Genomic DNA, 26,858 nt, shown 5'->3' with positions numbered 1-26,858 from the left:
CATGGAAGTTGGAAAATATTTTTAAAGTAAAGGGTGTTTCATCATGTCTTTTGATGGACTGTTTACGCGAGCGATGTGTCACGAACTCGCCGAAACGCTTGTCGGCGGACGTATTAATAAAATTCATCAACCATATAAGCAAGAAATTGTTTTACTTGTTCGTTCCAAAGGGCAGAACTATCGCCTATTACTTTCTGCCCATCCATCTTATGCACGGGTGCAATTGACGAAGGAGACGTATGAAAATCCACCAGAACCTCCGATGTTCTGCATGCTTTTACGTAAACATTTAGAAGGAGGTATTATTGAAGAAATTTCACAACATGAATTAAACCGCATGATAATCATTCGTGTGAAAGGTCGAAATGAAATAGGTGATGTCACAAAGAAGCAACTTATTATTGAAGTGATGGGACGGCATAGCAACATAATTTTAGTCGATGAAGAAAAACAAATGATTTTAGATAGCATTAAACATATCTCCTATGCTGTCAATCGCTACCGTGCCGTATTACCAGGGCAAACATATATTTTTCCGCCAAGTCAAGATAAACGAAATCCATTAAATGCTCGGGAAGATGATGTATTACAAGCGCTTGACTTTAATAGCGGAAAAGTAGACAAACAAATCGTCCAAGCATTTGCAGGTGTTTCCCCGTTATTAGCAAAAGAAATTTTGTGGCAAGCGAAGTTACCAAACCGCTCAACCGTACCAAAAGCCTTTTTACCAATGATGGAGCGAATCCGTCATCACGAGTACGAACCGAGTATTATGTACGGTCAAAAAGAATCGTTCTATTTATTTCCGTTAGAACATATTCAAGGGGAAACTCGTTCGTTTTCCACATTGAGCGAAATGCTTGATGCGTTTTATTTTGGAAAAGCCGAACGGGACCGGGTAAAGCAACAGGCCCATGATTTAGAACGGTTTATTAAAAAAGAAAAAGAAAAAAATGAAGCTAAAATCGAAAAGTTGAAGCAAACGTTAGTAGATGCCCAACAAGCAGACAAATATCAGTTATACGGTGAATTGTTAACGGCTAATATTTACGCCATTCAAAAAGGAATGACCGAAATTGAAGTCGTGAATTATTATGATGAAAATGGCTCAACAGTCACGATTCCACTTGACCCGCAAAAAACACCGGCAGAAAATGCTCAACGGTATTTTTCCAAGTACCAAAAAGCACGTAACGCGATAAAAGTAGTAACCGAGCAAATTGAACGAGCCGAAAACGAAGTCGCTTATTTCGATCGTCTGTTACAACAAATTGAAACCGCATCACCAAAAGATATTGAAGAAATTCGCGAGGAGCTCGTAGAAGAAGGCTATTTACGCCCCAAACAAACAAAAACGGTGAAAAAGCAAAAACAGCAACCTGTTTTAGAAGTGTACGAAGCGTCAGACGGAACGGAAATTTTAGTTGGAAAAAATAACAAACAAAATGATTACTTGACCAACAAAGTAGCTAAAAAAGATGAAATTTGGTTACATACAAAAGATATCCCAGGTTCACATGTTGTTATTCGCAGTACGGAACCATCGGAGGAGACGATTATTGAAGCAGCCATGATTGCGGCTTACTTTAGTAAAGGCCGCGAATCCAGCTCGGTTCCGGTTGATTTTACAAAAGTACGATATGTGAAAAAGCCAAGTGGCGCAAAACCTGGGTTTGTTATTTATGATCATCAGCAAACCGTGTATGTTACTCCTTCAAAAGAAAAAGTGCTACAAATGAAAAAGATAAAATAGGGCCAGCTTGATGCAGGCCCTTTTTTTGTCACACTTTTCAGTTGGAAGGTTCATACAACTGAATTTCGTAAAAATAAAGGCTCCACTTTGGTGAAATTATAGAGCCTTTTTTCTCATGAAATTATCGTCTAATAAACATTTGTGTCCAGTAATAACCGTATGCGCCACCTTTTGCATACCCAACTCCGATATGCGTATAGTTTTGACTTAAAATGTTTTGGCGATGGCCTTGGCTGTTCATCCACGATCGAACGACCTCTTGTGGTGTCCGTTGACCTGCGGCAATATTTTCTCCTGCGGCACTATAGGAAATACCGAAGTTTTTAATCATCGTAAACGGAGAACCGTATGTTGGTGAATTATGAGAAAAATACCCACGATCTCGCATATCCATGGATTTAAAGCGAGCGACCCTTGATAACTCCCAATACGGTTTTAATGGGGGTAACCCGTATTTTGCACGTTCTTGATTCGTTAACTGAATGACTTCGTGTTCGATTTTTTTAATCGCATCATAAGTCGGTATGTTTAATTTTTGCCCAGGATAAATTAAGTCAGGATTTTTAATTTGTGGGTTTGCCTCAATAATTTCTGTTAAACCTACTTGATATTTTACTGCTAATTTCCACATTGTATCGCCAGGAACAACAGTATGGGTAATCGTCCCTTGTCCAAATGCCGTTTGCATTGGCAAAAGACAGATGAAAAGCCCAATGATAAATATTAATTTTTTCACCTTGCCTACACTCCTTCATTTTAATCTTATACGCCGATTATTTTCTCCCATTTCCTCCATAATAAAAGCATGAACTTTTTCCAATATGTGATGTCTGTTTTAATAACTAATCGTATTTTTCTATCGACTCTTTGTAAAAACTTATGTTCTCAACAAAAAAGAGCCGACCATTGTCAGCTCTTCATTCATTATTGATCCCAGTTTTGCGGGTCGTTTTGCCACTCTTGAATCGTATCAACATCTTGTTCGTGAATCACCCCTTTTTCTAATGCCGCTTCAAGTAAAGTTGAAAAGTTCACGAGACTATACACCGAAAATCCTGCTTCTTCCATTTGCTGTCGACCGATTTTTAACTCATATGTAAAAATCGATACAATTCCAGCTACTTGTGCGCCTGCTTTTTGTAACGCTTGAGCCGCTTTTAGTGCACTACCTCCAGTGGAAATTAAATCTTCAATAACTACTACTTTTTGACCTTTTTGCACCCGTCCTTCAATTTGATTTCCTTTTCCGTGGTCCTTTGGTTTGGACCTTACATAGACAAGTGGAAGCTCAAGGCGGTCACTCACTAACGTTGCGTGCGGAATACCGGCTGTGGCTGTTCCTGCAATAACCTCAACATCTGAAAATTTTTCTTTAATGAGACCGACTAACTCTTCGGCAATGGTTTTTCGTAGTACCGGGTATGATAACGTTAACCGATTATCACAATAAATTGGGGAACGAATACCAGATGACCATGTGAAAGGATTTTTTGGTTGTAAAAATACCGCTCCGATTTCTAATAATTGTTCGACAATCCACTTTTTCATAACTTCATCCCCTCCCATTCTCTTTTTACTTGATGATAAGCAGCTAACGGATCTTCCGCTTTTGTGATGGAACGTCCAACGACAATCATAGATGACCCTAATTGTCGTGCCTTCATCGGTGTAGCAATTCGATATTGATCATGCGGGTTGTCTCCAGCTAAGCGAATACCAGGTGTGACGCGCAAAAACTCTTTTCCGCAATGCTGTTTAATATCTCCAGCTTCATATGGGGAACAAACGACGCCATCGACACCAGCCTTTTTAGCGAGGGATGCTAAATGAAGGACATGGTTTTTCAGTGAAATGGAAACTTTCATCTCATCATGTACTTGCTTTTCTGAAGTAGAAGTCAATTGAGTAACCGCCAGTAATCGTGGACGGTCATCTCTACTACATCCCCCAGCCTCTAGCCCTTCTCGCGCTCGTTCCATCATTGTTTTGCCCCCTAACGCATGAACGTTAATCATGTCTACTCCAAGCTTCGCTAAGCCTTTCATCGCTTGTTCCACCGTATTAGGTATATCGTGAAGCTTTAAGTCTAAAAAAATCCGATGGTTTCGTTCTTTTAAAGAGTAAATGATGGAAGGACCATTTTGTAAATACAGCTCCATCCCAACTTTGACGAATAACGGTTCTCCTTCAAACAGTCGTAAAAATTGCTCCGTTTCAGTCCACGTTGGAAAATCTAGCGCAATGATTGGTCGTTCGTACACCGCCATCTCCATCCCCTTTCTGATAATTCGGTAATGTGATCTACCTTTCGTTCCTCCAGCACTTGTTCTAATTCGTTGATGAGTTTCGGACAAATATAAGGATCGACAAAATTGGCGGTTCCAATAGCTACAGCGCTTGCCCCGGCAAAAAAGAACTCCAACACATCCTCCACGGATTGAATGCCTCCCATACCGATGATCGGTAAGGTAACATGTTGGCTCACTTCATAAATCATGCGAATCGCAATCGGCTTAATCGCAGGGCCAGATAACCCACCGGTTTCATTCGCTAAAATCGGTCGACCTGTTCGAGTATCGATACGCATGCCGACAAGGGTGTTAATCATCGTTAACCCGTCAGCCCCACCGTCTTCCACCGCCTTCGCCATCGAGACGATATTAGAAACATTTGGTGAAAGTTTCACATACACAGGAACGGAAGAAACTTCTTTTACCCTCTTTGTCAGACGTTTCGCAATAAGCGGGTCGGTTCCGAATGAAATACCTCCTTCTTTTACGTTTGGACAAGAAATGTTTAATTCGAGCGCTTTTACATTTGGTGCTATTGAAATATGTTTAGCTACTTCAACGTAATCTTCTTCTTTTGATCCAGCGATATTCGCAATAATCGGCACATCAAATTGCTCCAACCAAGGGAGTTCTTCCGACATCACTTTGGTTAAGCCAGGGTTTTGCAGCCCAATGGCGTTTAACATTCCCGCCGGAGTTTCTGCTACCCGAGGTGTCGGATTACCAAAACGCGGTTCTACCGTCGTCGCCTTAATCATGATGGCGCCTAACTGACTCAAGTCGTAAAGCTTGGCAAATTCTCTCCCAAATCCAAAACAACCCGATGCCGGCATCACTGGATTTTTCAAATCAAGTCCTGGGAGTTGAATACGTAGTCGGCTCATAAGATCACCTCACCGAAAGGAAACACTGGTCCATCGCTGCATATTTTTCGATAATCATTCGAATAGTCTGAAGACGTCGGACATACACAGGCAAAGCAAGCCCCAATGCCACACCCCATTCGTTCCTCTAATGAAATATACCCTTTCCGATCACCGAAACGTTCCTCCAAAGCTTTTAACATTGGAATTGGTCCACACGCATATAGGCAATCAAACTCATATCCTTCTTGTTCAATCACATCGGTGACAAATCCTTGATAACCGTATGTTCCATCGACGGTGGCAATTGTTGTTTCTCCTAATTGTGCAAACTGGTCATGATAAAATACGACATCTTTTGTTTGAAAGCCAAGCACATGGATCACTTCGATTTTTTGCTTCGCCAATTGTCGTGACAATTCATAAAGGGGAGGAACGCCTATTCCTCCTCCAACAATTAATGCTTTTTGCCCTTTTTTTAATTCATGAAGCGGGAAGCCATTGCCTAAAGGTCCTATCACATCAACGGTGTCACCAGCTTGTTTACAAGCTAACAACCTCGTTCCTTTTCCTTCTGCCCGGTATATAATCGTCATTCGTTTTTGTCCCTTATCAATTTTTGCAATGCTAATCGGTCTTCTAAGGAGCGGATCAAACCCATCGTGCACTCGAATGTGAATAAATTGTCCAGGCGAAGCAAGTTCAACAAGATGTCCTTCTAGAACCATTTCATAGATGTGGTGTGCAATTTTTCGTTGGCTCACCATGAGCATGTTTTCGTTCTGGATCATACGATTACCTCACTTACTTTTGTAAAAGATGGCATGGGGTCACTTGAAAAGGTCATCGACTCTAACACCGTTAAGATCGCTTCAGCGGTATCTAAGGAAGTCAAGCACGGAATACCATTTTCTACGGATGCCCGACGAATGCGGAAGCCATCTCGTTCCGGTTGTTTTCCTTTTGTTAATGTATTAATGACGAGTTGCGCATCTCCTTTGCGGATCACATCTAAAAGGTTTGGTCCGTCCGCTCCGATCTTTCTCACTTTTTCCACCGGAATGCCCGCTTGCTCTAAGTATGACGCGGTTCCTTCGGTAGCGAGAAGCTTGTAGCCAATATTGGCAAAACGTCTAGCAATCGTAACTGCTTCTTCTTTATCTTTATCTGCCACAGTTAACAAGACGGACCCGTATTCTTGAACGTTCATACCAGAGGCAATCAATCCTTTGTATAAGGCTTTTTCTAACGTCACGTCTTTCCCCATAACTTCCCCGGTTGATTTCATTTCCGGACCTAGCGTAATATCTACGTCTTGTAGTTTGGCGAATGAAAAGACCGGTACTTTTACATAAACACCTGGCTGTTCTTCAACAAGACCGGCAACATATCCAAGATCGGATAGACGATAGCCGAGAATGACCTTGGTGGCGATATTGGCCATTGGGATGTTAGTCACTTTACTTAAAAACGGTACTGTGCGACTTGAACGCGGATTGACTTCTAAAACATAGACCTCCCCGTTGGATACGACATACTGAATATTTAATAGACCGATAATGTTTAAGCCTTGGGCAATTTTTTTCGTATATTGAATGATTTTTTCTTTTTGAATAGGCGTTAACGTTTGTGGAGGATAGACCGCAATCGAATCTCCTGAGTGAACCCCAGCTCGTTCGATGTGCTCCATAATTCCTGGAATGAATACATCATTGCCATCGGAAATCGCATCGACTTCGATTTCTTTTCCTGTTAAATAACGGTCGATAAGTACCGGATGTTCTGGGTTCACTTTTACCGCATGCTCCATATAGTGTAAAAGCTCTTGTTCATGGTAGACGATTTCCATCGCTCTGCCACCCAATACGTAAGATGGACGGACGAGGACAGGATAACCGATTCGTTTAGCGATGGTGACGGCCTCTTCAATGGAATATGCGGTACTTCCTTCAGGCTGTGGGATCCGTAATTCTTGTAGCGTTTGTTCAAACTTGTCTCGGTCTTCTGCCAGGTCTAAGCCTTCTAACGTGGTCCCTAGAAGCTTTACGCCTCGTTTCACTAACTTATCCGCTAAATTTATAGCCGTTTGACCACCAAATTGAACAATTACCCCTTCTGGTCGCTCTAAATCAATAATGTTCATCACATCTTCAATGGTCAGTGGTTCGAAATATAATTTGTCCGATACACTAAAGTCGGTTGAAACGGTTTCCGGATTGTTATTGATAATGATTGCTTCATATCCAGCTTCTTTAATGGCCCAAACAGAATGTACGGTCGCATAGTCAAATTCGATACCTTGCCCAATTCGAATCGGACCAGAACCGAGGACGACGACACTTTTTCGATTTGTAACCACCGATTCATTTTCCTCTTCATACGTTCCATAGAAATACGGTGTTTCCGATTCAAATTCCGCTGCACATGTGTCAACCATCTTGTATGTTGGCACAATTCCTTGTTCTTTACGCCATCTGTACACATCTTCTTCAGATACTCCCCACAATTTACTGATAATGGTATCGGAAAATCCAAATTGCTTCGCTTTTCGAGCAATCTCTACCTGAAACGGATGGTCTTTTATTTCTTTTTCATAACGAATGATGTTTTCTATTTTTTTAAGGAAAAAGCGATCAATTTGACTCCATTCATGAAGCGTTTCAACTGAAATGTTTCGGCGCAGGGCTTCAGCGATATAGAACAGTCGTTCATCTCCCGCTTTTCTAATTCGTTTTTCGACCGTTTGATGATCAATGGCCTCGGCATTTTTTAATTCTAAGTGATACACGTTATTTTCTAAGGAGCGGACCGCTTTTAATAGCGATTCTTCAAAGGTTCGTCCGATGGCCATTACTTCACCAGTTGCTTTCATTTGCGTACCTAAACAACGGTTGGCCGATTCAAACTTATCGAATGGCCAGCGTGGAATCTTGGTTACTACATAATCTAACGCTGGTTCAAAGCATGCATATGTTTTTCCAGTGACCGGGTTGATGATTTCATCAAGTGTCATCCCAACTGCAATTTTCGCAGCTAACTTGGCAATCGGATAACCGGTTGCTTTGGACGCTAGTGCTGATGAGCGGCTGACCCGCGGGTTTACTTCAATGACGTAATATTGGAAGCTGTGTGGGTCTAACGCTAACTGAACATTACAGCCCCCTTCGATTCCAAGGGCACGAATAATTTTTAACGATGTATCGCGTAACATATGATATTCGCGGTCGCTCAGCGTTTGACTAGGTGCAACGACTATCGAGTCACCCGTATGAATGCCGACCGGATCGATATTTTCCATGTTACAAACGACAATGGCATTGTCATTTCCGTCACGCATCACTTCGTATTCAATTTCTTTATAGCCAGCAATACTTTTTTCCAAAAGACATTGGCCTACCGGACTATTTTTAAGACCGGATGATACGATACGAACTAAATCTTCTTCATTTTCACATATACCGCCACCTGTTCCTCCAAGCGTAAACGCAGGACGAACGATAATCGGGTAACCCACTTTTTCTACAAATTGATACGCTTCTATTAATGTATGAACAATGGTACTCTCAGGAATCGGTTCTCCTAATTCGTTCATTAATTGTCGGAACTGATCGCGGTCTTCTGCTCGTTCAATAGCCGATAAATTCGTTCCAAGTATTTCGACACCACACTCATCAAGCACGCCTGATTGGGCTAATTGGACCGCTAAGTTTAATCCCGTTTGTCCCCCTAGTGTTGGTAAGATGGCATCTGGGCGCTCTTTGCGGATAATTCGACTAACAAATGAGACCGTTAAGGGTTCAATATAGACCACATCGGCAATTTCCGTATCCGTCATAATCGTTGCTGGGTTAGAGTTGACGAGGATTACTCGATATCCTTCTTCTTTTAAGGCTAAGCATGCTTGTGTACCGGCATAATCAAACTCAGCCGCTTGACCAATGACGATTGGTCCGGATCCGATGACGAGAATGCTGTTAATGTCCGTCCGTTTAGGCATGTAAATTCTCCTTTCTTTGTTGTGACGCAATCATTTGTAAAAATTGATCAAATAAATCGTTCGCATCTTGTGGACCTGGTGAGGCTTCCGGGTGATATTGCACCGTAAACGCTGGATAATCAAGGTGAGCAAGTCCTTCGATCGTTTCATCATTCAAGGCAATGTGCGTGACTGTTAAGCGTGTATTCGCTATGGATTTAGGGTTAACGGCATATCCATGGTTTTGACTAGTTATCGCTACTTTGCCTGTTCGTAAGTCTTTGACCGGCTGATTTCCTCCGCGGTGCCCGAATTTCATTTTGTACGTGTCCGCTCCATTCGCTAATGCAAACAGTTGGTGACCAAGGCAAATACCGAAAAGCGGCACTTTTCCTAAAATTCCTTGAATCATCTGAATCGCTTCTGGAACATCTTTCGGGTCTCCTGGGCCATTGGATAACATAACGCCGTCCGGACGTAAGCGAAGGATTTCTTCCGCTGTCGTGTTGTATGGTACGACGATGACATAACAATCGCGATTGTTTAACTCCCTTAAAATACCGTGTTTCATCCCAAAGTCGACTAATACGATACGCCAACCTCGGCCAGGGCTTGCATACGGTGTCTTCGTTGATACTTGTTTAACTTGGTCTCTAGGAAGTTGAATCGATTTTAGACGAGAGATAACTTCATCTTTGGAGATATTTAGCGGACAAATCGCTCCTTTTAGCGTCCCGTGCTTACGAATCAAACGGGTCAATTTTCGCGTATCGATACCAGCTAATCCGGTAATCCCTTGCTTTTTAAAATAATCATCTATACTTTGTTCACTACGCCAATTGGATGGATATGAAGCAACTTCACGAACGATAAATCCTTTGATGGATGGTTGGATCGTTTCAAAGTCATCTCGGTTTATTCCATAATTACCAATTAAAGGATATGTTAACGTTACAATTTGTCCGCAATAGGATGGGTCTGATAAAATTTCTTGATATCCCGTCATACTCGTATTAAAAACGACTTCCCCAATCGTTTCTGATTCACAACCGAAACCTTCCCCAACAAAGCAAGTTCCATCTTCTAAAATGAGTTGACGTTTCATGATTGTATCTCCTCCTCTTGCCAAGCCATATTTCCATTTACAAAGGTAGCAACGGGCCATCCTTTACATTTCCAGCCTGTAAATGGGGTATTTTTTCCTTTCGATACAAATGTACGTGGATCAATTTCTTTTTCTTTTTCTAAATCGATGACCGTGATGTCCGGTGGTGCTCCTACTTGAAGCGTTCCGTACGAAAGACCGAACACTCGTGCTGGTTTCACCGTGAACCAATCGACCAGTTGTTTTAAGGTACAAACTCCTTTTTCGACAAAATACGTATATAGAAGCGGAAAAGCCGTTTCTAATCCGACAATGCCGAATGGTGCTAGTCGCATGCCTTCGTTTTTTTCTTCTTCCGTATGCGGGGCGTGATCGGTTGCGATAAAGTCAATCGTTCCGTCTAGCAATCCTTTAATCAAGGCTTGTTGATCCTCTTTTCCTCGTAACGGAGGATTCATTTTAAAATTGCCATCAAGAGTTGGAATATCTCCATCATGGAGAAGGAGGTGATGCGGTGTCACTTCTGCCGTTACGTTAATCCCAGCTCGTTTGGCATCCCTTATTACACGAACGGACTCTTTCGTACTTATGTGACAGACGTGATAATGACAGCCGGCCGCTTCCGCAAGAAGCACATCTCGAGCAATATGCACCGCTTCACTTACGCTTGGGATCCCTCGTACACCATGCTTTTTTGCAAATTCTCCGTCATGAACAAATCCACCGTTTAACAACGTTTCGTCTTCACAATGGGCCACAATCGGCATGTCAAGCGTAGCCGCTTTTTTCATCGCTTCGTACATCATTCCAGCTGATTGGACCCCTACCCCATCATCGGTGAAAGCAAACGCGCCTGTTTCTTTTAAACCTGCAAAATCCGTTAGTTCTTTCCCTAGTTGCCTTACGGTAATTGAAGCATAAGGGAGAACGCGAACATGCGCCGTCTCTTCAATTCGCTCCTTTAACCATTTCATTTGCTCAGGAGTATCAGGGACTGGTCGTGTATTGGGCATGGCAGCAACAGTTGTAAAACCTCCTTTTGCTGCCGCCAGAGTCCCTGTCGCAATCGTTTCTTTTTTTTCACCACCTGGTTCGCGCAAATGAACATGGACATCGATTAGGCCTGGTACTACAAGCTTTCCTTTCGCATCGTATACGTCATTATCTGCTGCCGGTAATTTAGCTCCAATTTTTACTATTCGTCCATTTTCAAACTGTATATCTTTTTGTTCTATCTCTCCGTTTGGATTCAGCACATACCCATTTTTAATCATTCCGTTCATCCTTGATCCCTCCTATGTATCCAACAAATATTTGATAATGGCCATACGCATAAATACACCGTTTGTCATTTGTTGAAAAATTCGTGAGCGTTCACTCTCAACTAGAGATGAAGCTAATTCGACATTACGGTTAACTGGGGCTGGATGCATAATAATACTTTGTGGTTTCATCTTTTTTGCCCGCTCTTCTGTTAGGCCGTATAATTGGTGATATTGTGCCGCCTTTAAATGGCTCGTACTGACATGCCGTTCATGCTGAATCCGCAACAACATGACCACATCTGCCCATTCCGTAGCTTCATCAACTGTTAGATACATCCCATTTTGTAAATAATCATCTGAAAACCATTCATCCGGTCCGGCAAATGCTACTTCGCTTCCTAGCTTTTTTAATATAGTTGCATTGGACCTGGCGACGCGGCTATGTCTGATGTCACCGATAATGGCCACTTTAATCGCTTCAAATGTACCGAACTCCTCATAAATAGTCATTAGATCAAGCAACGATTGCGTAGGGTGATGACCACAACCGTCTCCTCCATTGATGATTGGAATGTTGATTTCTTTTAATTCAGCAAAATATTCGTCTTGAGGATGGCGGATGACGATGAGGTTTGCACCGATGGATTCTAATGTTTTCACCGTATCATACAAGGATTCTCCCTTTTGTACGCTCGACGATAACACGTCAAACGGAATGACTTGTAAGCCGAGCTTTCGTTGGGCCATTTCGAAACTACATTTCGTACGCGTGCTTGGTTCAAAAAAAAGGTTAAAAGCAAACGTTGGATAAGTTGGCGTCCAACTATCTCCTTGTTTAAATGATTGTGCGAGGCGAATGAATTCAAACACTTCTTCTCCTGATACATCGTGGATCGTAAAAAGATGTTTCACCGTTGTCTCTCCTCTTCACTTGAAAAGTTTTTGGTAAAAAAAACACCCTAACATAACGTTAGGGTGTTGAAGTGTACAAGATCGTCCTATTGTACCGCTCCATCCAGAAAGAAGGTATACTTCCCCCATACGGTGCGCTCTCAACACCCTTATAAGTCTCACGGGACTTAGTTAAAAGGTGCTTCCTTATGCAACTTGATTGTTTTCAGATTCCTTAGCAAACAGTTCGTCTTCCGACACTGAATCTTTATTAGGAAGAATAAGGTTTAAAAGAATTCCGATGATGGCCGCAAGCGCCATACCAGATAAGGATAACTCATCTGTTATTTTTACAAAGGCACCACCGATTCCGACGACAAGAATGACCGATGAGATGATTAAGTTTCTCTTTTTCCCTAAATCCACTTGATTATCAATCAGCATACGTAACCCGCTCGATGCGATAATTCCGAACAGTAGAATAGAGACTCCTCCCATAACCGCTGAAGGGATAGAACTAATTAATGCAGTTATTTTTCCGATAAACCCAAAGATAATGGCTAACACAGCCGCTCCGGCAATGACGAATACACTAAATACTCTTGTAATGGCTAAAACTCCGATATTTTCTCCGTACGTTGTGTTAGGCGGTCCACCGATGAGTGAAGCGATCATCGTTGCAACGCCATCTCCTAATATGGAGCGGTGTAAGCCTGGTTTTTTGATGAAGTTACGACCTACCACTTTACTTAACACCATTTGGTCCCCTGTATGCTCCGCAAGCGTTACTAATGCGACAGGAATCATAATTAAGGCAATTTCTTTTGAGAAGCTTGGGGTATAGGTGACAAATGGTACGATAAAATCAGGTACTTCGAAAAGCGGCGCTGCTTTTACACCTGATAAGTCAACGATTCCGGCGAAGAAGGCGATGATATAACCGCCAACGATTCCGGCAAGAATAGGGACAAGACCGAAAAACCCGCGCATAAAAACCGCACATCCGATGGTAATTCCTAAAGTGGATAAAGCGACTAAAAAATGTTTCGTACTATACACTAGTTCTTCGGCTCCTGGATTTTCATACATCGCCATATTCACGGCAACTCCCGCAAGCCCAAGGCCGATGACGATAATAACTGGTCCAACAACAACCGGTGGTAACAATTTCATTAACCATTTCGTACCGAACTTCGCAATCAGTAGGGCAACTACCCCATACACAAGTCCAGCTAAAAAGCTACCAACCATAGCCCCTTCTGGACCCCCGATCGCTTTAGCCGAAATAATCGGAGCAATAAAGGCGAACGATGATCCTAAATAAGCTGGAATTTGACCTCTAGTTATCAGTAAATACGCTAACGTTCCTAAACCACTTGAAATTAAAGCCACACCCGGGCTTAAACCGACAAGGAAAGGAACAAGGATCGTTGCCCCGAACATCGCAAACAAGTGCTGAATACTCAGGCTAAACCATTGGCTTAATTTAGGCACATCTTGTACATCTAAAGCTACGTCACGTTTTTGTTTCATTTTAGATCCTCCTTTTTATTTCGTATAAAAAACCCTCTTTGCACCGTCCAGAAGGTACAAAGAGGGTATATACATCCTACTTAAAGATAGTCGACACCTATGTAAAGTCGGTGGAGGATGTTTTCCGCCCTTTGTCAGCCTCTCTGGACTGCTTTTAAAAGGACTTTCCTATTTAGTTTTCATGAATCGTTACGCTATCATTTTCATCCACTTCTTTTAGTTGCACAACAATTTTTTCGGTCCGGGATGTAGGAATATTTTTACCGACATAATCAGCGCGAATCGGCAGCTCCCGGTGACCGCGATCGACTAATACCGCCAGTTGAATCGCTGCTGGCCGCTCGATATCAATGAGCGCATCCATCGCCGCGCGGACCGTTCTTCCTGTATACAATACATCATCGACTAAAATGACTTTTTTATCCTGAATGGATACAGGAATTTCGGATCCTTTCACTTTTGGTTCTTTATCTGGTGAGATTTTACTTAAATCGTCCCGATAAAGGGTAATATCGAGCTCACCAACTGGAACCGCTTGCCCTTCAATTTGTTCAATTTTTTCGGCTAATCGTTGGGCTAAGTAAATTCCTCTCGTCCGGATACCGACAAGCACACAATCGTCAATTCCTTTATTTCGCTCGATAATTTCATGAGCAATGCGTGTTAACGCTCGTCGAATCGCTTGTTCATCCAGTACCATCGCTTTTGGTACCATCTCTTGTCACCTCATTTCTACTGTGGAAACGGGAAAAATAAAAACCCTCTCACCGTTCGGCAAGAGGGTACAGTTCTCCTAAGGATAGATAGACGACTCCTATCTTCAATAACCGTTTCCTTCTCAGCCTCACGGGACTGTATTAAAGGACTTTATGAAGCTACTATCATGATACAGACAGATAGAAAGGATGTCAACTTCTTTTTCGTAAAAGTTCTAAAATATCTTGAAAGTCTTTTGGTAATGGGGCCTCGAATTCCATGTATTCGCCTGTTCGTGGATGGTTAAATCCTAAGACGGCTGCATGCAACAATTGTCCGTTCGCATCAATCGTTTTTTTCGGTCCGTATTTCGGGTCCCCGGCTAACGGATACCCGATATACTTCATATGCACGCGTATTTGATGCGTACGACCTGTTTCGAGCTCGCATTCAATGAAAGTGAAATCTTTTAACCGTTCAAGGACGCGAAAATGCGTAACGGCTGGCTTCCCATTATCGACAACAGCCATGCTTTGTCGGTCTTTTGGGTCCCTGCCAATTGGGGCATCGATTGTTCCTACCTCATGCGGAATGACCCCATGCACAATGGCATAATATTTTCGAGTAACCGTCTTCTCTACTAATTGTTCGACCAATCGTTCATGAGCGAGATCATTTTTGGCCACCATGAGTAAACCGGACGTATCTTTATCGATTCGGTGAACAATTCCTGGGCGCATCACGCCATTAATACCGGATAAATCTTTACAATGCGCCATTAATCCGTTCACTAACGTTCCAGTCGTATGTCCTGGTGCCGGATGAACAACCATCCCTTTTGGTTTATTGACTACAAGCACGTCTTTGTCTTCATAATATATGTCTAAATCCATTTCTTCTGGTTCAACTTCCAATGGTTCAGGTTCAGGAATTTCAATCGTAATTCGATCGTTCAAGGCACATTTGTAATTCGGTTTGACTGGTTTACCGTTTACCATCACATTTCCGTCTTTAATCCATTGCTGCACTTGCGTCCGTGACCATTCCTCATTTAAGGAACTAATCACTTTATCAATACGGACGTTTTCTTGTTCCTCATCAATGATGTGTTCCATTATTTCCATAAGCCTTCTCCTTCTTTGCTAGTCGTTCTTCACGAATCATGTCGATAAAGAGTAAAACGACACCGATCGTTAAAGACGAATCGGCGATATTAAAAATCGGAAAATCATACGTAAAAATATACGTGTTGATAAAATCGACCACTTCTTTTCGAAAAACTCGATCAATAAAATTTCCAATCGCTCCGCCAAGCATAAACGCTAAACTTAGGCGAAGGAGCGGTTTTCCTTTGGCATGCGTGTGCATGTAATAAATAATTCCGATAATGACAACGATTGTGATGATGTAAAAAAACCACATTTGCCCTTGTAAAATACCCCAGGCCGCTCCACGGTTTCTGTGCGATGTAATGTATAACACATTTTCAATAATTTCAATGCTTTCGCCAAGCTCCATCTTTTTTACAATGAGCCATTTTGTAAATTGATCCAATAAAATAACAAATAACGCAATTATGTAGTGAATCACAAAGGCAACCTCCATATCTACGGCATCGTTACCTTTGCATTTTAGCATAAATTGTTTTTTGTGGACAATTATATAAATGGAATTGGTTTTCGATAATACTGTTTTATTTCCCACCAGTCATCCATCGTACGTATCGTAGGAATAACTGTCAGCCATTCAGTAGGAATTGGTTTTCCGCAACATTCGCATATACCGAATTGTCCATTTTCCCATTTTTCTAGAGCGTAATTAATATCAATTAATTCTTTTTCCATCGTTGAACGAACGTGGACATTGGAACTCGAAAAGTTTTGCAAATCTTTCTTTAATGCCATAAGTACGCTATTAATGTTCTCCATTGAACCATCCCCCCGTTTACTTTTAACTTTCCCTACGAACAAGGAGACAGTACCTTTCAATTTCTTCTATTGGACACAGATTTTAACGAAAGGCTCTACCCTGTGGATAACTTTTGCTGTTATTACATTTATCAATGTGCCAATTTTTATTAGCATGGTTGTCTGTTAAATGATACTGTTGATATTTATACATTCGCTTGTGGCGGACGCTTTCCGCGGGCAAGCCGCAAGCCGCTTCCCTCGCTATTCTATCAGTCCAGGGTCATGCCTGGCTTTATGTTCCCGCTAAAGTCGCCGCCGTGTGAACAACTTGCTAAAAATCAACAATGATATATAACATAGCCTAACGAAAAAAGAGGTGCCATGTGACACCTCTATGTTTAAATATCTTATACGTTTGTATAATGCTCTTTCACCAAGGTTGCACAGCGTTGGCATAATGTTGGATGTTCGTTGTCTGCTCCAACATCTTTAGTTACGTTCCAGCAACGCTCACACGTTTCTCCTTCCGCTTTTTCAACAACGATCGTGGCATGTTCCAGTTTAAGAGCGTTTTCTGGTGCCTCTTCGACTGTACCAGCCACTTCAAAGGCGGATACGATAAACAATTGCTGTAAGTTTTCTTCAATAGAGTTAAGCAATTGTTTGGTTTTGTCGTTGACGTAAAGTGTTAATTTCGCTTGTAATGATTTACCAATGACTTTTTCGTTACGCGCTTCTTCTAATGCTTTTAATACATCGTCACGAATCTTCATAAACGCGTTCCATTTTTCTTCTAATTGATCAGCATTTGGTAGGTCAACGTATTCTGGCATATCTGTTAATTGAACGCTTTCTTCCTCTACGCCAGGAATGTAGGACCACACTTCATCCGCTGTGTGTGAAATAATTGGTGACATTAGTTTGGCTAAAGCAACTAAGCACTCGTAAAGCACTGTTTGCATTGAGCGGCGTTCATGGTTATTTGGTGCCTCGCAGTATAAAATGTCTTTTGCATAATCAAGATAGAAGGCACTTAAATCAAGCGTACAGAAGTTGTTGACCGCATGATAGATGCTGGCATATTCATACGTTTCATAAGCTTCGCGTACATGCTTGATTAATTTGTTTAGTTTGACAAGCATGAATTGGTCTACTTCACGTAACTGTTCATAAGCCACTTTATCTTTTGTTGGGTCGAAGTCCGCTAAGTTACCAAGTAAGAAACGGAACGTGTTGCGGATTTTGCGATACACTTCGGCGACTTGTTTTAAAATCGCATCAGATACGCGGACGTCCGCTTGATAATCGACAGATGCAACCCAAAGGCGTAAAATATCCGCACCTAATTGATTCATTACTTTCGCTGGAACGACGACGTTACCGAGCGATTTACTCATTTTACGCCCTTCACCGTCAAGCGCAAATCCGTGGCTTAAGACACCTTTGTATGGAGCTTTTCCTGTTACAGCGACCGCTGTTGTTAAGGAAGAGTTAAACCAACCGCGATATTGGTCAGATCCTTCTAAATAAAGGTCAGCTGGACGATCTAAATCATCTCGTTCGACAAGTACCGCTTGATGGGAAGAACCAGAGTCAAACCAAACGTCCATAATATCGGTTTCTTTAGTGAACTTGCCGTTCGGGCTACCTGGGTGCGTAAATCCTTCTGGTAATAAGTCTTTTGCTTCCCGTTCGAACCATACGTTTGAGCCGTGTTCACGGAACAAGTTCGCTACATGTTCGATCGTTTCATCGGTAATGATTGCTTCCCCGTTTTCTGCGTAGAATACCGGAATTGGTACGCCCCATGCCCGTTGACGAGAAATACACCAATCGCCACGATCACGAATCATGTTGTAAAGACGAGTTTCTCCCCAAGCAGGCACCCATTTCGTTTCTTTTACAGCTTCTAATAATTCATCTCGGAATTTGTCAATGGATGCGAACCATTGTGCTGTCGCCCGGAAAATAACCGGTTTTTTCGTACGCCAGTCGTGCGGATAGGAGTGAGTAATAAATTGTAGTTTTAATAATGCACCCACTTCTTCTAATTTTTGCGTAATTGGTTTGTTGGCATCATCGTAGAACAACCCTTCAAATCCAGGCGCTTCGTTCGTCATATATCCTTTTTCGTCAACTGGACATAATACATCTAATCCGTATTGCTGTCCAACACGGAAGTCGTCTTCCCCGTGACCAGGAGCTGTATGAACGCAGCCCGTACCGGAGTCTGTTGTAACGTGATCGCCAAGGATGACTAACGAATCACGGTCATAAAGTGGATGTTTCGCCACAACATATTCTAATTCGGCACCTTTGACCGTTTTAACAACTTCATAAGACTCCCATTCCACTGTTTTCGCAACTTCTTCTAATAACGCTTCCGCTACCACGAAATGTTCGTTGTCTACTTTTACGACAACGTAGTCAAGTTCAGGATGAACAGCAATTCCAAGGTTGGCTGGAATCGTCCATGGAGTTGTCGTCCAAATGACGATTTTTGTCCCTTCGTCTAATACGCCTTTTCCATCTTTCACAGAGAAAGCAACGTAAATGGATGGAGAGCGTTTATCTTTGTATTCGATTTCTGCTTCAGCTAAAGCCGATTCACTGGATGGAGACCAGTAAACTGGCTTTAACCCTTTATAAATATAACCTTTTTTCGCCATTTCCCCGAATACTTTAATTTGCTGTGCTTCGTACTCAGGTTTTAGCGTAATATAAGGGTTTTCCCAATCACCACGAACACCGAGACGTTTAAATTGTTCGCGTTGGTTATTAATTTGCTCATATGCATATTCTTCACATAGTTTACGGAATTCAGCAACCGACATTTCTTTACGGTTGACGCCTTTGTTCGTTAACGCTTGCTCAATCGGAAGACCGTGCGTATCCCAACCTGGTACATATGGTGCATAATAACCTGTCATTGATTTATAACGGACGATAAAGTCTTTTAAAATTTTATTTAGCGCATGCCCCATGTGAATATCTCCGTTCGCGTACGGAGGTCCATCATGTAGAATGAATAGCGGACGACCTTTCGTGCGCTCTTGCACTTTTTTATAAATGTCCATTTCATCCCATTTTTTCTGAATTTCCGGTTCGCGCTTCGGTAAATTTCCGCGCATTGGAAAATCCGTTTTCGGCATTAATAACGTTTCTTTATAGTCCATGTTCATCCTCCTATTTATCCTAAGTATCAATAAAAAAACCTTCTCATCCCAAAAGGGACGAGAAGGTATTCATTCCCGCGGTACCACCCTTATAGACAGACGAGTCCATCTGTCCACTCGGTATTCGTAACGTGAATAATCCGTCCTTTTCTACTAAATGGCTCGTTCGAAAAGGAGCTCTAGGGTGATTTTCCAGCACTCACCTTCTATCAGGCTTCCACCGTCCCTGACTCGCTTGAAAAAGGCGCTTGAGCACTGTACTGTCCCTATCATCGCTTTTTCTATCATCCACTTGTTTTTAAATTATATGTAATTCCCATGGATTTCGTCAAGGTCCTTACGCTAGGCTATCTTCCTCTTCTAAAGCTTTTAATTCAGTAGCGTCAATTTCAAATTCCATTAATTGATCCCAGTCTTCGCTGTTTACTAAATCTAACTGGGCTTCAATAAGCATGCGGAAGCGCGTACGGAATACTTTCGACTGTTTTTTCAACTCTTCAATTTCAAGAGCAATTTTTCTCGCTTTTGCTAACGCTTCGTTTACAATACGGTCAGCGTTTTTCTCCGCTTCACGAATGATTAACTTCGCCTCTTTTTGGGCATTTCGCTTTACTTCTTCCGCCGCTTCTTGAGCAACGACAATCGATTTATTGAGCGTTTCTTCTATATTTGTAAAATGACTTAAACGCTCGTTTAACGAAGCTAATTTTTCTTCTAATTCGCGCTTTTCACGAATCAATAATTCGTAATCTTTAATGACTTGGTCTAAAAACTCATTAACTTCATCTTCATCATACCCTCGAAAACCTCGGCTGAATTCTTTGTTATGTATGTCTAACGGTGTTAAAGGCATGCTGCCACCTCCACAACTGAATCATGTATTTTTATTATACAGATGATTCGACAGTTTGTGGGGAAATTCCTGCAAATTCGATGAGATTTTCTTTGCAATTATTGCATCTTTTTCGACGGCCTTGGCCCGCTGTTAGAAACAAATAATTTTAAAACATAAAACCGCCTTCAACTCAAACACCCTTATTTTAAGATTCCCATGGTGATACGCCATTTTTCTTTTTTCGTTTGGCCGTCTATAGAAAATAGCTTACTTCGTCCGAATCCTTTCGCGGAAAGGATATCACCTTCTTGACAAATAAACGAAGGTTCATCAATGAGCTGCCAGTTCACTTTGACGAGACCATTTTTAATCATACTTTGTACTTTTTGACGAGATAAATTGGTGATTCCAGAAAGAACAACATCTAACCGTAGCGAGGATACAGTCGTCTGTTTTTCCTGCCATTCTTCGGCATGATTCATGATGTCCGAAAGCGGGAGTCGTTCCACTTTTACAGATGCTTTTCCAACCTTTTGCATGTGCATTTCGATAAACGACGCTAATTCCGCTACAACCAAAAATTGGATTCGACCATTGTTGACTATAATGTCGCCAAACTTCTCACGTTTTATACCTAAAGAAAGTAAGGTGCCAAGCACTTGGCGATGGTCCAATTGAACAAATTTGGTCGGATATTTTAATTCAAAGAGCACGATGTCAAAATCTTTTTCTTCTGGGGAATAATAGGACGGGTACAACAGCGCTCGCTTTCGCTCAGCTGTGGGATTTCCCCCAAAAAATTGGACGTTTATATCACCGCTTCCGACGATTGATTTCGTTAAAAACTGTTGTCTCGGATCTAAAAAGTCCGTCAATTTCGGAGCATACATCATTTCTACTTCGGATTTCCACGCTATCACTTTATCGATAAAATCTTTTTCTTCCGGTCGGAAATGTTGATAAATTCCTTCCATATGGCGAGAACTCCTTTGTTGAAATATTATGAAGGAGAAAAGAAAAATCGGGGCTATCCCCGATTCTTTTAAAACCAATAATACAATTGGACTAACCCTCTTGAAGCTAAATTTAAAACAATAAAAGCCACAATTGGTGAAATATCAATCATCCCGATAGGTGGGATAAAGCGGCGAAACGGCTCTAAATACGGTTCACATATACGAGCTAAAAATTGGCCGATGCTGGATTCTCTAGCGTTTGGAAACCAGGACATTAAAATATAAATAATTAGTGCCCATGAATAAATTTCAATAAGTTTTAATAAAAGTACAAATATCGTATCCATTCTTTTTATTACCACCTCGAATCTTCGTAATTGTCCTCCATCACAAAGTCGGAAATGTTCCCACTTACTTCTACATTATCCGGTGTACATAAGAAAATATTCGTTCCGATTCGTTGAATATCTCCTCCAATAGCATAAACCGTTCCACTTAAAAAGTCTACAATTCGCTTTGCTTGATCGTGTTGAATGCGTTGCAAATTGACAACAACCGCCCGGCGATTTTTTAAATGATCAGCAATATCTTGCGCTTCTGCATAAACACGTGGTTCGACTAATACGACTTTGGAAGACTTTTGTACACTTTGTAAGCTAACAACATTTTGTTTCGCTTGCGATTTTTGGACGGCCGGGAGTTGTTCCTCTATGTATTCTTCCTCATTTTCGAATTCATCGTCTAAAAAGAAAAACGTTTTTAATTTTGATTTAATGCCCATCTTTTCCACCTCCTATCACTATTCACCGACTAAAGACGAACCGATTCGCACAAAGGTAGCTCCCTCTTCTACGGCGATGATATAGTCGTTCGACATGCCCATCGATAATTCGGTACACGGTGCGTATTTTTTATTTAGTGCTTGTACCTTTAATTGTAAAGTTTTCAATTGTTGAAAACAACGTCTAATCAACGTTTCGTCATCTGTAAATGGTGCCATCGTCATCAGTCCAACAACGACAATGCGGTCAAAAGAAGCTAATTGCTCAATAAACGGGATGAGTTCATCCGGTCTGAGCCCATGCTTAGACTCTTCTCCGGATACGTTCACTTGTACAAAACACTTGATCGGTTTGGACGCCCGTTTTTGAATTTCTTTCGCCAATGATAAACGGTCCAACGAATGTATGTAATCAACTTTGTCTATGATATTTTTTACTTTACGTGATTGTAACGTACCGATGAAATGCCATATAGGCTTGTCCTGAAATTGTTCCCATTTTTTTAAAAAGCCATCATCGCGATTTTCTCCAAGATGGATAATTCCTGCCTCTAACGCTTCTTGCGCCCGCTCATTGCTTACATATTTCGTAACGGCAATAATTTGAACCTCTTCTTTGTTACGGTTGGACCGTTCACACGCTTCTTTGATGTTTTGTTCAATGATTTGTAAATTTTCTTTGACACTCATTTAGAACGATCCTCCTTCCAACCAATAAACGCTAACATTCGTCCCGCATTCCCTTTGTCACGTCGATGGGAGAAAAAATCTTCTTCTTTGCATGAAGTACATAAGGAACTTGTCTGGATGTGTTCTCTTTTCACACCGGCTTGAATTAAAAGCAATTTATTGACTTTTTTTAAATCAAGTTCGTATTGACCTGGCTTTACTTCATTATAGATATTTTCGACACCATGTTCTACCGTCTTTTTCACTAAATTGATCACTTTATCATCCACGATATAACACGCTGAACATATGGATGGACCAATAACCACTTCAATATCGGCTGGAGATACGCCTTCCTTTTTAAAAGTATCAATCATTTGCCCGGCAATATTTCGTACGGTTCCTTTCCACCCTGCATGCGCTACACCGATGATTGGACAGTTTCGTGCACGGAAATAAAGCGGGACACAATCAGCAAAACAAAGGGTAAGTAAAATCCCTTTCTCCGTTGTGTAAAATCCATCCGTATGAGGAAAGCTCGTCGAATAATCGAGAGCCCCTCTTCCACGATGTTTTCTTTGCACTTTTACGATAAGGCTTTCATGTGTTTGTTCAGCTCCTACCCAATGTTGAACAGGGAACGAAAGGGCATTGGCAAGCTGTTGACGGTTCACTTGAACAGTTTTCCAATCGTTTGTGACGTGAAAGGCCAAATTCCCATTCCCGTTGGTCGGTAACTGTTTTGTTGAAATGCCGACAACAAGCTCGGAATCCACATTCGTCCATTCAGGAATCGTGTAGTATGAAGAATCCAGCTTTACCATTGGTTCACTCATCCACATTTCTCCATTTCTTTTTTCTTTAGTTTAACATATTTGTGGTTTCTTTCGTCACTCTTTTGGCTTTTCTAATTGATATTGAAACGTTGTTGACTCTTTTAAGCGAACAAGAATAACATCGGCACCAATTTTTACAATTTGTGTCCATGGTATAAATAAGTCGTCATCTTTTCCTAGAAAACCAAATAGTTTCCCGCTTCCTCCAATAATTACTGCGGTTATTTTTCCAGTGTCTGTATTAATTTCAAAATCGACAATGTTTCCTAATCGACGGCCGTCCGAAATGTTCACAACATCTTTTATTTGAAATTCTGAAATTCTTACCATTTTTGTCCCTCACTTTTCACTCTATTTACTTTCAATATATGCGGAATGAAAAGAACTTCATGAGTTTTAGACAAGTAGTATTCAAAAATTCCATAAATAAAAAAAAGGCTCCACAAATTGGGAGCACTAATGAATATTTTTATTCATTTGTTTGATCGCTGCTTTTTCTAACCGTGACACTTGAGCTTGGGAGATACCGATTTCTTCGGCCACTTCCATCTGTGTCTTCCCTTGGAAAAAGCGTTTGCGAATAATCATTTTTTCCCGCTCATTTAATCTTCTTAAGCCCTCTTTTAACGCGATTTCTTCAATCCATTGACTATCTTTATTTCGTTCATCACTTAATTGATCCATCACATAAATCGGGTCTCCCCCATCATTGTAAATCGGTTCGAACAGGGAAACTGGGTCTTGAATTGCATCTAATGCAAATACTACTTCTTCATGAGAAACTTCTAATTCTTTCGCAATTTCTTCAGCCGTCGGTTCCTTTGACGTTTCTGACATCAGACGTTCACGGACTTGCAAAGCTTTATACGCAATATCCCGTAATGAACGTGATACCCGAATCGGATTATTATCACGTAAATAGCGTCGAATTTCTCCGATAATCATTGGAACCGCATACGTTGAAAATTTAACATTTTGACTTAGATCAAAATTATCAATGGATTTCATTAAGCCAATGCATCCAACTTGAAACAAATCATCGACATATTCTCCCCGATTGTTAAATCGTTGAATGACGCTTAATACAAGGCGTAAGTTTCCATTGACGAGCTTTTCCCTCGCAGAAAGTTCTCCCGCTTGCATTTGGCGAAAGAGCTCGCGCATTTCTTCGTTCTTTAATACAGGTAATTTGGAGGTATCTACACCGCAAATTTCAACTTTGTTACGTGACACAGACTTCCCCTCCTCACAGGAGCTCTTGTACAAAGTTAAGTATCTCCTTGCGAGGGAAAAATATGCATCACCAAAACCCTTAGAAACGCGGAGCCCTTGTCCTACTTACGTTGTAAATTAGAAAAAAAAAATTTTACACCATCTTGTTAAATTCTTTTCGTAATCGTTTAATGATGCGTTTTTCTAAACGAGAAATGTATGACTGAGAAATTCCTAGCATATCCGCGACATCTTTTTGCGTTTTTTCTTCTTCTCCTGATAGCCCAAAGCGAAGCTCCATAATTTGTTTTTCTCGATCGGAAAGTTGATGCAACGCTTTTTGTAGTAATTTTCGGTCGACGTTTGCTTCTAAATCTCTCGTTATAATATCGTCATCGGTTCCTAGAACATCAGAAAGTAGTAATTCATTTCCGTCCCAATCAATATTTAATGGTTCATCGAACGACACTTCTGCTCGGATTTTATTATTTCTCCGCAAATACATTAATATTTCGTTTTCAATACAGCGAGAAGCATATGTAGCGAGCTTGATTTTTTTCTCAGGATTAAACGTATTTACAGCTTTAATTAAGCCGATGGTCCCGATGCTAATTAAGTCTTCGATGTTTATCCCCGTATTTTCAAATTTCCTAGCAATATAGACAACGAGTCGCAAGTTACGTTCTATGAGCAGTGAGCGAGCCGCCTTATCCCCCTTGGGTAATTTTTTTAATAACATTTCCTCTTCTTCTTTTGTTAACGGAGGAGGTAACGCTTCGCTGCCACCAATATAATATATTTCGTCTGTCTTAATTCCCAATTTAATTAATAGTTTGTACCAAAGATAAGATAAAAGAATGCGCCAATTCTTCATCATAGACTCCTCCTTTAAGATAAAATTTTTTATAGGAACAAGCTATTTATGAGGCGGTTGAAACCGGGATTCCTGTCACCATTTTCGGATGAATAATACAGTGGAATGTTTGATCAGAGGACAACTGTTGTGTTGATAATACGACCAATGCTTTTTCTGGTATAAAGGTTTGATGATCGTTCGTCGTAATTTTTACATAGTCAACTTTATAGGCAATGAGTAATTGTTGATCATTACCGACAACTTTCGTTGGAAGAATACGAATACGATCTTCCCATTCATGCGGAAGCGTTATCGACGAATTCAATAAATCATCAGGGAACTTTGCAAGATGAACGACATCAGCTGGAAACCGCTCTTCCATACCTTTAATGGAGGCAATCATTACTGGAGATTGACTAATCGGATCTACGAGTTGGTTCCCACTATCAATAAGACCTATCCAGTGAAAAGTCTCCCCATTTAATAAAACTTCCACTTGTACCCATCTGTCATATTGAATTTGAATATGTTCCATATGGTCAATTCGACTTTTTGTAAAATACCAAGCAAGAGGTAGTCCAAACATTACAAACACCCAACTAATCGGGTCGCCAAATCCTTTGGAAAGAGACGAATAAATCGATACTTCTATGGATGAATCAAATTGAATAAAATAATGAAGCCCAATTAAAAATCCCCCAAACAAAAAGGTTGTAAAATAAAAGGTCAATAACGATTTTAAAAAATAAGTGAAACGTCGAAACCGAAAGACGAACCAAACCATCAACACGGAAACAAACAATTTACTAATGGGATGTTGGATGTAAGAACTAACAGGAGTAATGCTGAATAGAATAACGAGAGAACCGATAAATCCTCCTACAACATACCTCCACCTTGGAATCGATTGTTTTAAAATCCAGCCCGTCATCATCAGCAACAAACAATCGACTAACCAGTTTAACAACCAAATGACATCGAGGTAAACGGTCACTTTTCTCCTCCTTCACCGAGCGCTCCCTTCCTATTACGGAAAGTATACCGCATGAGGTTAGTCAAAAGGTGTCAGTTTGTGTAAGGAATTCCAAACATATTTTTGTTCATTTTCTCGAAATTTGTCATTGGGGTACATACATATTCGGAAGTCTTGTTTCGTATTCTTTTGATTAAGGGAATTTTTCTAAAATGAGAATTGTTTAACTAAATTCATTTAAGGAAAAGCTCTTTAAATGTTACTGTTGATATTTATACATT

The 26,858-nt window shown here is 41.0% G+C and carries 26 protein-coding genes and 1 other annotated feature; of the genes, 1 reads left to right on the top strand and 25 read right to left on the bottom strand.

Annotated features, from left to right (window positions below):
• The first annotated feature begins 43 nt into the window (after positions 1-43).
• Positions 44-1,753 (top strand): Rqc2 family fibronectin-binding protein, encoded by a 1,710-nt coding sequence (locus ABES52_RS12130; protein ID WP_429651420.1) that lies wholly within the window; start codon positions 44-46, stop codon positions 1,751-1,753.
• Positions 1,754-1,874: 121 nt separating this feature from the next.
• Here the strand turns inward: ABES52_RS12130 and safA are convergent, their stop codons facing one another.
• The 25 genes from safA to spoIIGA all read right to left on the bottom strand — a co-directional run bounded on the left by safA (position 1,875) and on the right by spoIIGA (position 26,598).
• Positions 1,875-2,441, bottom strand: coding sequence for a SafA/ExsA family spore coat assembly protein (safA, locus tag ABES52_RS12125; protein ID WP_429651438.1), 567 nt, complete (start codon positions 2,439-2,441; stop codon positions 1,875-1,877).
• Positions 2,442-2,677: 236 nt separating this feature from the next.
• Positions 2,678-3,301, bottom strand: a complete 624-nt coding sequence (pyrE, locus tag ABES52_RS12120; protein ID WP_429651419.1) for an orotate phosphoribosyltransferase — start codon at positions 3,299-3,301, stop codon at positions 2,678-2,680.
• On the bottom strand, positions 3,298-4,020 hold the full coding sequence (gene pyrF, locus ABES52_RS12115) for an orotidine-5'-phosphate decarboxylase (RefSeq protein WP_429651418.1): 723 nt from the start codon (positions 4,018-4,020) through the stop codon (positions 3,298-3,300). The genes pyrE and pyrF overlap by 4 nt, the downstream gene beginning before the upstream one ends.
• Positions 3,987-4,928, bottom strand: a complete 942-nt coding sequence (locus ABES52_RS12110; RefSeq protein WP_429651417.1) for a dihydroorotate dehydrogenase — start codon at positions 4,926-4,928, stop codon at positions 3,987-3,989. The genes pyrF and ABES52_RS12110 overlap by 34 nt, the downstream gene beginning before the upstream one ends.
• Positions 4,925-5,698, bottom strand: a complete 774-nt coding sequence (locus tag ABES52_RS12105; protein ID WP_429651416.1) for a dihydroorotate dehydrogenase electron transfer subunit — start codon at positions 5,696-5,698, stop codon at positions 4,925-4,927. The genes ABES52_RS12110 and ABES52_RS12105 overlap by 4 nt, the downstream gene beginning before the upstream one ends.
• Positions 5,695-8,904, bottom strand: a complete 3,210-nt coding sequence (gene carB / locus ABES52_RS12100; protein ID WP_429651415.1) for a carbamoyl-phosphate synthase large subunit — start codon at positions 8,902-8,904, stop codon at positions 5,695-5,697. Before carB ends, ABES52_RS12105 begins: the two co-directional genes overlap by 4 nt.
• The gene (locus tag ABES52_RS12095; RefSeq protein ID WP_429651414.1) at positions 8,897-9,988 is read right to left on the bottom strand and encodes a carbamoyl phosphate synthase small subunit; all 1,092 of its coding nucleotides are present in this window, start codon (positions 9,986-9,988) and stop codon (positions 8,897-8,899) included. Before ABES52_RS12095 ends, carB begins: the two co-directional genes overlap by 8 nt.
• Positions 9,985-11,271 (bottom strand): dihydroorotase, encoded by a 1,287-nt coding sequence (locus tag ABES52_RS12090; RefSeq protein WP_429651413.1) that lies wholly within the window; start codon positions 11,269-11,271, stop codon positions 9,985-9,987. The genes ABES52_RS12095 and ABES52_RS12090 overlap by 4 nt, the downstream gene beginning before the upstream one ends.
• Positions 11,272-11,283: 12 nt before the next feature.
• A complete protein-coding gene (locus ABES52_RS12085) occupies positions 11,284-12,165 on the bottom strand; it encodes an aspartate carbamoyltransferase catalytic subunit (RefSeq protein WP_429651412.1) in 882 nt (293 codons plus the stop codon).
• Between the two features lie 186 nt (positions 12,166-12,351).
• A complete protein-coding gene (locus ABES52_RS12080) occupies positions 12,352-13,677 on the bottom strand; it encodes a solute carrier family 23 protein (protein ID WP_429651411.1) in 1,326 nt (441 codons plus the stop codon).
• A 172-nt stretch (positions 13,678-13,849) separates the two neighbouring features.
• Positions 13,850-14,392, bottom strand: coding sequence for a bifunctional pyr operon transcriptional regulator/uracil phosphoribosyltransferase PyrR (gene pyrR, locus ABES52_RS12075; RefSeq protein WP_429651410.1), 543 nt, complete (start codon positions 14,390-14,392; stop codon positions 13,850-13,852).
• Between the two features lie 193 nt (positions 14,393-14,585).
• The gene (locus ABES52_RS12070; RefSeq protein WP_429651409.1) at positions 14,586-15,497 is read right to left on the bottom strand and encodes an RluA family pseudouridine synthase; all 912 of its coding nucleotides are present in this window, start codon (positions 15,495-15,497) and stop codon (positions 14,586-14,588) included.
• Positions 15,472-15,963 carry a signal peptidase II gene (gene lspA / locus ABES52_RS12065; RefSeq protein ID WP_429651408.1) on the bottom strand — a complete coding sequence of 164 codons (492 nt, stop codon included), beginning with the start codon at positions 15,961-15,963 and terminating at the stop codon, positions 15,472-15,474. Before lspA ends, ABES52_RS12070 begins: the two co-directional genes overlap by 26 nt.
• Positions 15,964-16,031: 68 nt before the next feature.
• Positions 16,032-16,301: a TraR/DksA C4-type zinc finger protein gene (locus ABES52_RS12060; protein ID WP_429651407.1), complete on the bottom strand. Its 270-nt coding sequence runs from the start codon at positions 16,299-16,301 to the stop codon at positions 16,032-16,034.
• 389 nt (positions 16,302-16,690) lie between these two features.
• Positions 16,691-19,459 carry an isoleucine--tRNA ligase gene (ileS, locus tag ABES52_RS12055; protein ID WP_429651406.1) on the bottom strand — a complete coding sequence of 923 codons (2,769 nt, stop codon included), beginning with the start codon at positions 19,457-19,459 and terminating at the stop codon, positions 16,691-16,693.
• Positions 19,460-19,509: 50 nt separating this feature from the next.
• Positions 19,510-19,741: a binding site (T-box leader), on the bottom strand.
• A gap of 55 nt (positions 19,742-19,796) precedes the next feature.
• Positions 19,797-20,312: a DivIVA domain-containing protein gene (locus ABES52_RS12050; protein ID WP_429651405.1), complete on the bottom strand. Its 516-nt coding sequence runs from the start codon at positions 20,310-20,312 to the stop codon at positions 19,797-19,799.
• A 182-nt stretch (positions 20,313-20,494) separates the two neighbouring features.
• The gene (locus tag ABES52_RS12045) at positions 20,495-21,268 is read right to left on the bottom strand and encodes a YlmH family RNA-binding protein (RefSeq protein WP_429651404.1); all 774 of its coding nucleotides are present in this window, start codon (positions 21,266-21,268) and stop codon (positions 20,495-20,497) included.
• Positions 21,269-21,336: 68 nt separating this feature from the next.
• Positions 21,337-21,597: a YggT family protein gene (locus ABES52_RS12040; protein ID WP_429651403.1), complete on the bottom strand. Its 261-nt coding sequence runs from the start codon at positions 21,595-21,597 to the stop codon at positions 21,337-21,339.
• A gap of 8 nt (positions 21,598-21,605) precedes the next feature.
• Positions 21,606-22,031 (bottom strand): cell division protein SepF, encoded by a 426-nt coding sequence (locus ABES52_RS12035; protein ID WP_429651402.1) that lies wholly within the window; start codon positions 22,029-22,031, stop codon positions 21,606-21,608.
• An 18-nt stretch (positions 22,032-22,049) separates the two neighbouring features.
• On the bottom strand, positions 22,050-22,721 hold the full coding sequence (locus ABES52_RS12030) for a YggS family pyridoxal phosphate-dependent enzyme (RefSeq protein ID WP_429651401.1): 672 nt from the start codon (positions 22,719-22,721) through the stop codon (positions 22,050-22,052).
• Positions 22,718-23,536, bottom strand: a complete 819-nt coding sequence (gene pgeF / locus ABES52_RS12025; protein WP_429651400.1) for a peptidoglycan editing factor PgeF — start codon at positions 23,534-23,536, stop codon at positions 22,718-22,720. Before pgeF ends, ABES52_RS12030 begins: the two co-directional genes overlap by 4 nt.
• Positions 23,537-23,590: 54 nt before the next feature.
• Positions 23,591-23,866 carry a YlmC/YmxH family sporulation protein gene (locus tag ABES52_RS12020; RefSeq protein ID WP_429651399.1) on the bottom strand — a complete coding sequence of 92 codons (276 nt, stop codon included), beginning with the start codon at positions 23,864-23,866 and terminating at the stop codon, positions 23,591-23,593.
• Positions 23,867-23,992: 126 nt separating this feature from the next.
• Positions 23,993-24,769: an RNA polymerase sporulation sigma factor SigG gene (gene sigG, locus ABES52_RS12015; RefSeq protein WP_429651398.1), complete on the bottom strand. Its 777-nt coding sequence runs from the start codon at positions 24,767-24,769 to the stop codon at positions 23,993-23,995.
• A 133-nt stretch (positions 24,770-24,902) separates the two neighbouring features.
• The gene (sigE, locus tag ABES52_RS12010; RefSeq protein ID WP_429651397.1) at positions 24,903-25,622 is read right to left on the bottom strand and encodes an RNA polymerase sporulation sigma factor SigE; all 720 of its coding nucleotides are present in this window, start codon (positions 25,620-25,622) and stop codon (positions 24,903-24,905) included.
• Positions 25,623-25,668: 46 nt separating this feature from the next.
• Positions 25,669-26,598 (bottom strand): sigma-E processing peptidase SpoIIGA, encoded by a 930-nt coding sequence (spoIIGA, locus tag ABES52_RS12005; protein WP_429651396.1) that lies wholly within the window; start codon positions 26,596-26,598, stop codon positions 25,669-25,671.
• Positions 26,599-26,858: the final 260 nt, after the last annotated feature.

The organism is Aeribacillus pallidus, assembly GCF_050478865.1.
GTDB lineage: Bacteria > Bacillota > Bacilli > Bacillales > JACDOC01 > JACDOC01.
This window is presented reverse-complemented; position numbering and strand designations above follow the sequence as displayed.

What these genes read in the sequence shown, in the direction of transcription:
- ABES52_RS12130 (WP_429651420.1), top strand. Translation starts at nt 44, where the DNA reads ATGTCTTTTGATGGACTGTTTACGCGAGCGATGTGTCACGAACTCGCC.
- safA (WP_429651438.1), bottom strand. Translation starts at nt 2,441, where the DNA reads ATGCAAACGGCATTTGGACAAGGGACGATTACCCATACTGTTGTTCCT.
- pyrE (WP_429651419.1), bottom strand. Translation starts at nt 3,301, where the DNA reads ATGAAAAAGTGGATTGTCGAACAATTATTAGAAATCGGAGCGGTATTT.
- pyrF (WP_429651418.1), bottom strand. Translation starts at nt 4,020, where the DNA reads ATGGCGGTGTACGAACGACCAATCATTGCGCTAGATTTTCCAACGTGG.
- ABES52_RS12110 (WP_429651417.1), bottom strand. Translation starts at nt 4,928, where the DNA reads ATGAGCCGACTACGTATTCAACTCCCAGGACTTGATTTGAAAAATCCA.
- ABES52_RS12105 (WP_429651416.1), bottom strand. Translation starts at nt 5,698, where the DNA reads ATGATCCAGAACGAAAACATGCTCATGGTGAGCCAACGAAAAATTGCA.
- carB (WP_429651415.1), bottom strand. Translation starts at nt 8,904, where the DNA reads ATGCCTAAACGGACGGACATTAACAGCATTCTCGTCATCGGATCCGGA.
- ABES52_RS12095 (WP_429651414.1), bottom strand. Translation starts at nt 9,988, where the DNA reads ATGAAACGTCAACTCATTTTAGAAGATGGAACTTGCTTTGTTGGGGAA.
- ABES52_RS12090 (WP_429651413.1), bottom strand. Translation starts at nt 11,271, where the DNA reads ATGAACGGAATGATTAAAAATGGGTATGTGCTGAATCCAAACGGAGAG.
- ABES52_RS12080 (WP_429651411.1), bottom strand. Translation starts at nt 13,677, where the DNA reads ATGAAACAAAAACGTGACGTAGCTTTAGATGTACAAGATGTGCCTAAA.
- pyrR (WP_429651410.1), bottom strand. Translation starts at nt 14,392, where the DNA reads ATGGTACCAAAAGCGATGGTACTGGATGAACAAGCGATTCGACGAGCG.
- ABES52_RS12070 (WP_429651409.1), bottom strand. Translation starts at nt 15,497, where the DNA reads ATGGAAATAATGGAACACATCATTGATGAGGAACAAGAAAACGTCCGT.
- ABES52_RS12060 (WP_429651407.1), bottom strand. Translation starts at nt 16,301, where the DNA reads ATGGAGAACATTAATAGCGTACTTATGGCATTAAAGAAAGATTTGCAA.
- ileS (WP_429651406.1), bottom strand. Translation starts at nt 19,459, where the DNA reads ATGGACTATAAAGAAACGTTATTAATGCCGAAAACGGATTTTCCAATG.
- ABES52_RS12050 (WP_429651405.1), bottom strand. Translation starts at nt 20,312, where the DNA reads ATGCCTTTAACACCGTTAGACATACATAACAAAGAATTCAGCCGAGGT.
- ABES52_RS12045 (WP_429651404.1), bottom strand. Translation starts at nt 21,268, where the DNA reads ATGGAAGGAATTTATCAACATTTCCGACCGGAAGAAAAAGATTTTATC.
- ABES52_RS12040 (WP_429651403.1), bottom strand. Translation starts at nt 21,597, where the DNA reads ATGGATACGATATTTGTACTTTTATTAAAACTTATTGAAATTTATTCA.
- ABES52_RS12035 (WP_429651402.1), bottom strand. Translation starts at nt 22,031, where the DNA reads ATGGGCATTAAATCAAAATTAAAAACGTTTTTCTTTTTAGACGATGAA.
- ABES52_RS12030 (WP_429651401.1), bottom strand. Translation starts at nt 22,721, where the DNA reads ATGAGTGTCAAAGAAAATTTACAAATCATTGAACAAAACATCAAAGAA.
- pgeF (WP_429651400.1), bottom strand. Translation starts at nt 23,536, where the DNA reads ATGAGTGAACCAATGGTAAAGCTGGATTCTTCATACTACACGATTCCT.
- ABES52_RS12020 (WP_429651399.1), bottom strand. Translation starts at nt 23,866, where the DNA reads ATGGTAAGAATTTCAGAATTTCAAATAAAAGATGTTGTGAACATTTCG.
- sigE (WP_429651397.1), bottom strand. Translation starts at nt 25,622, where the DNA reads ATGAAGAATTGGCGCATTCTTTTATCTTATCTTTGGTACAAACTATTA.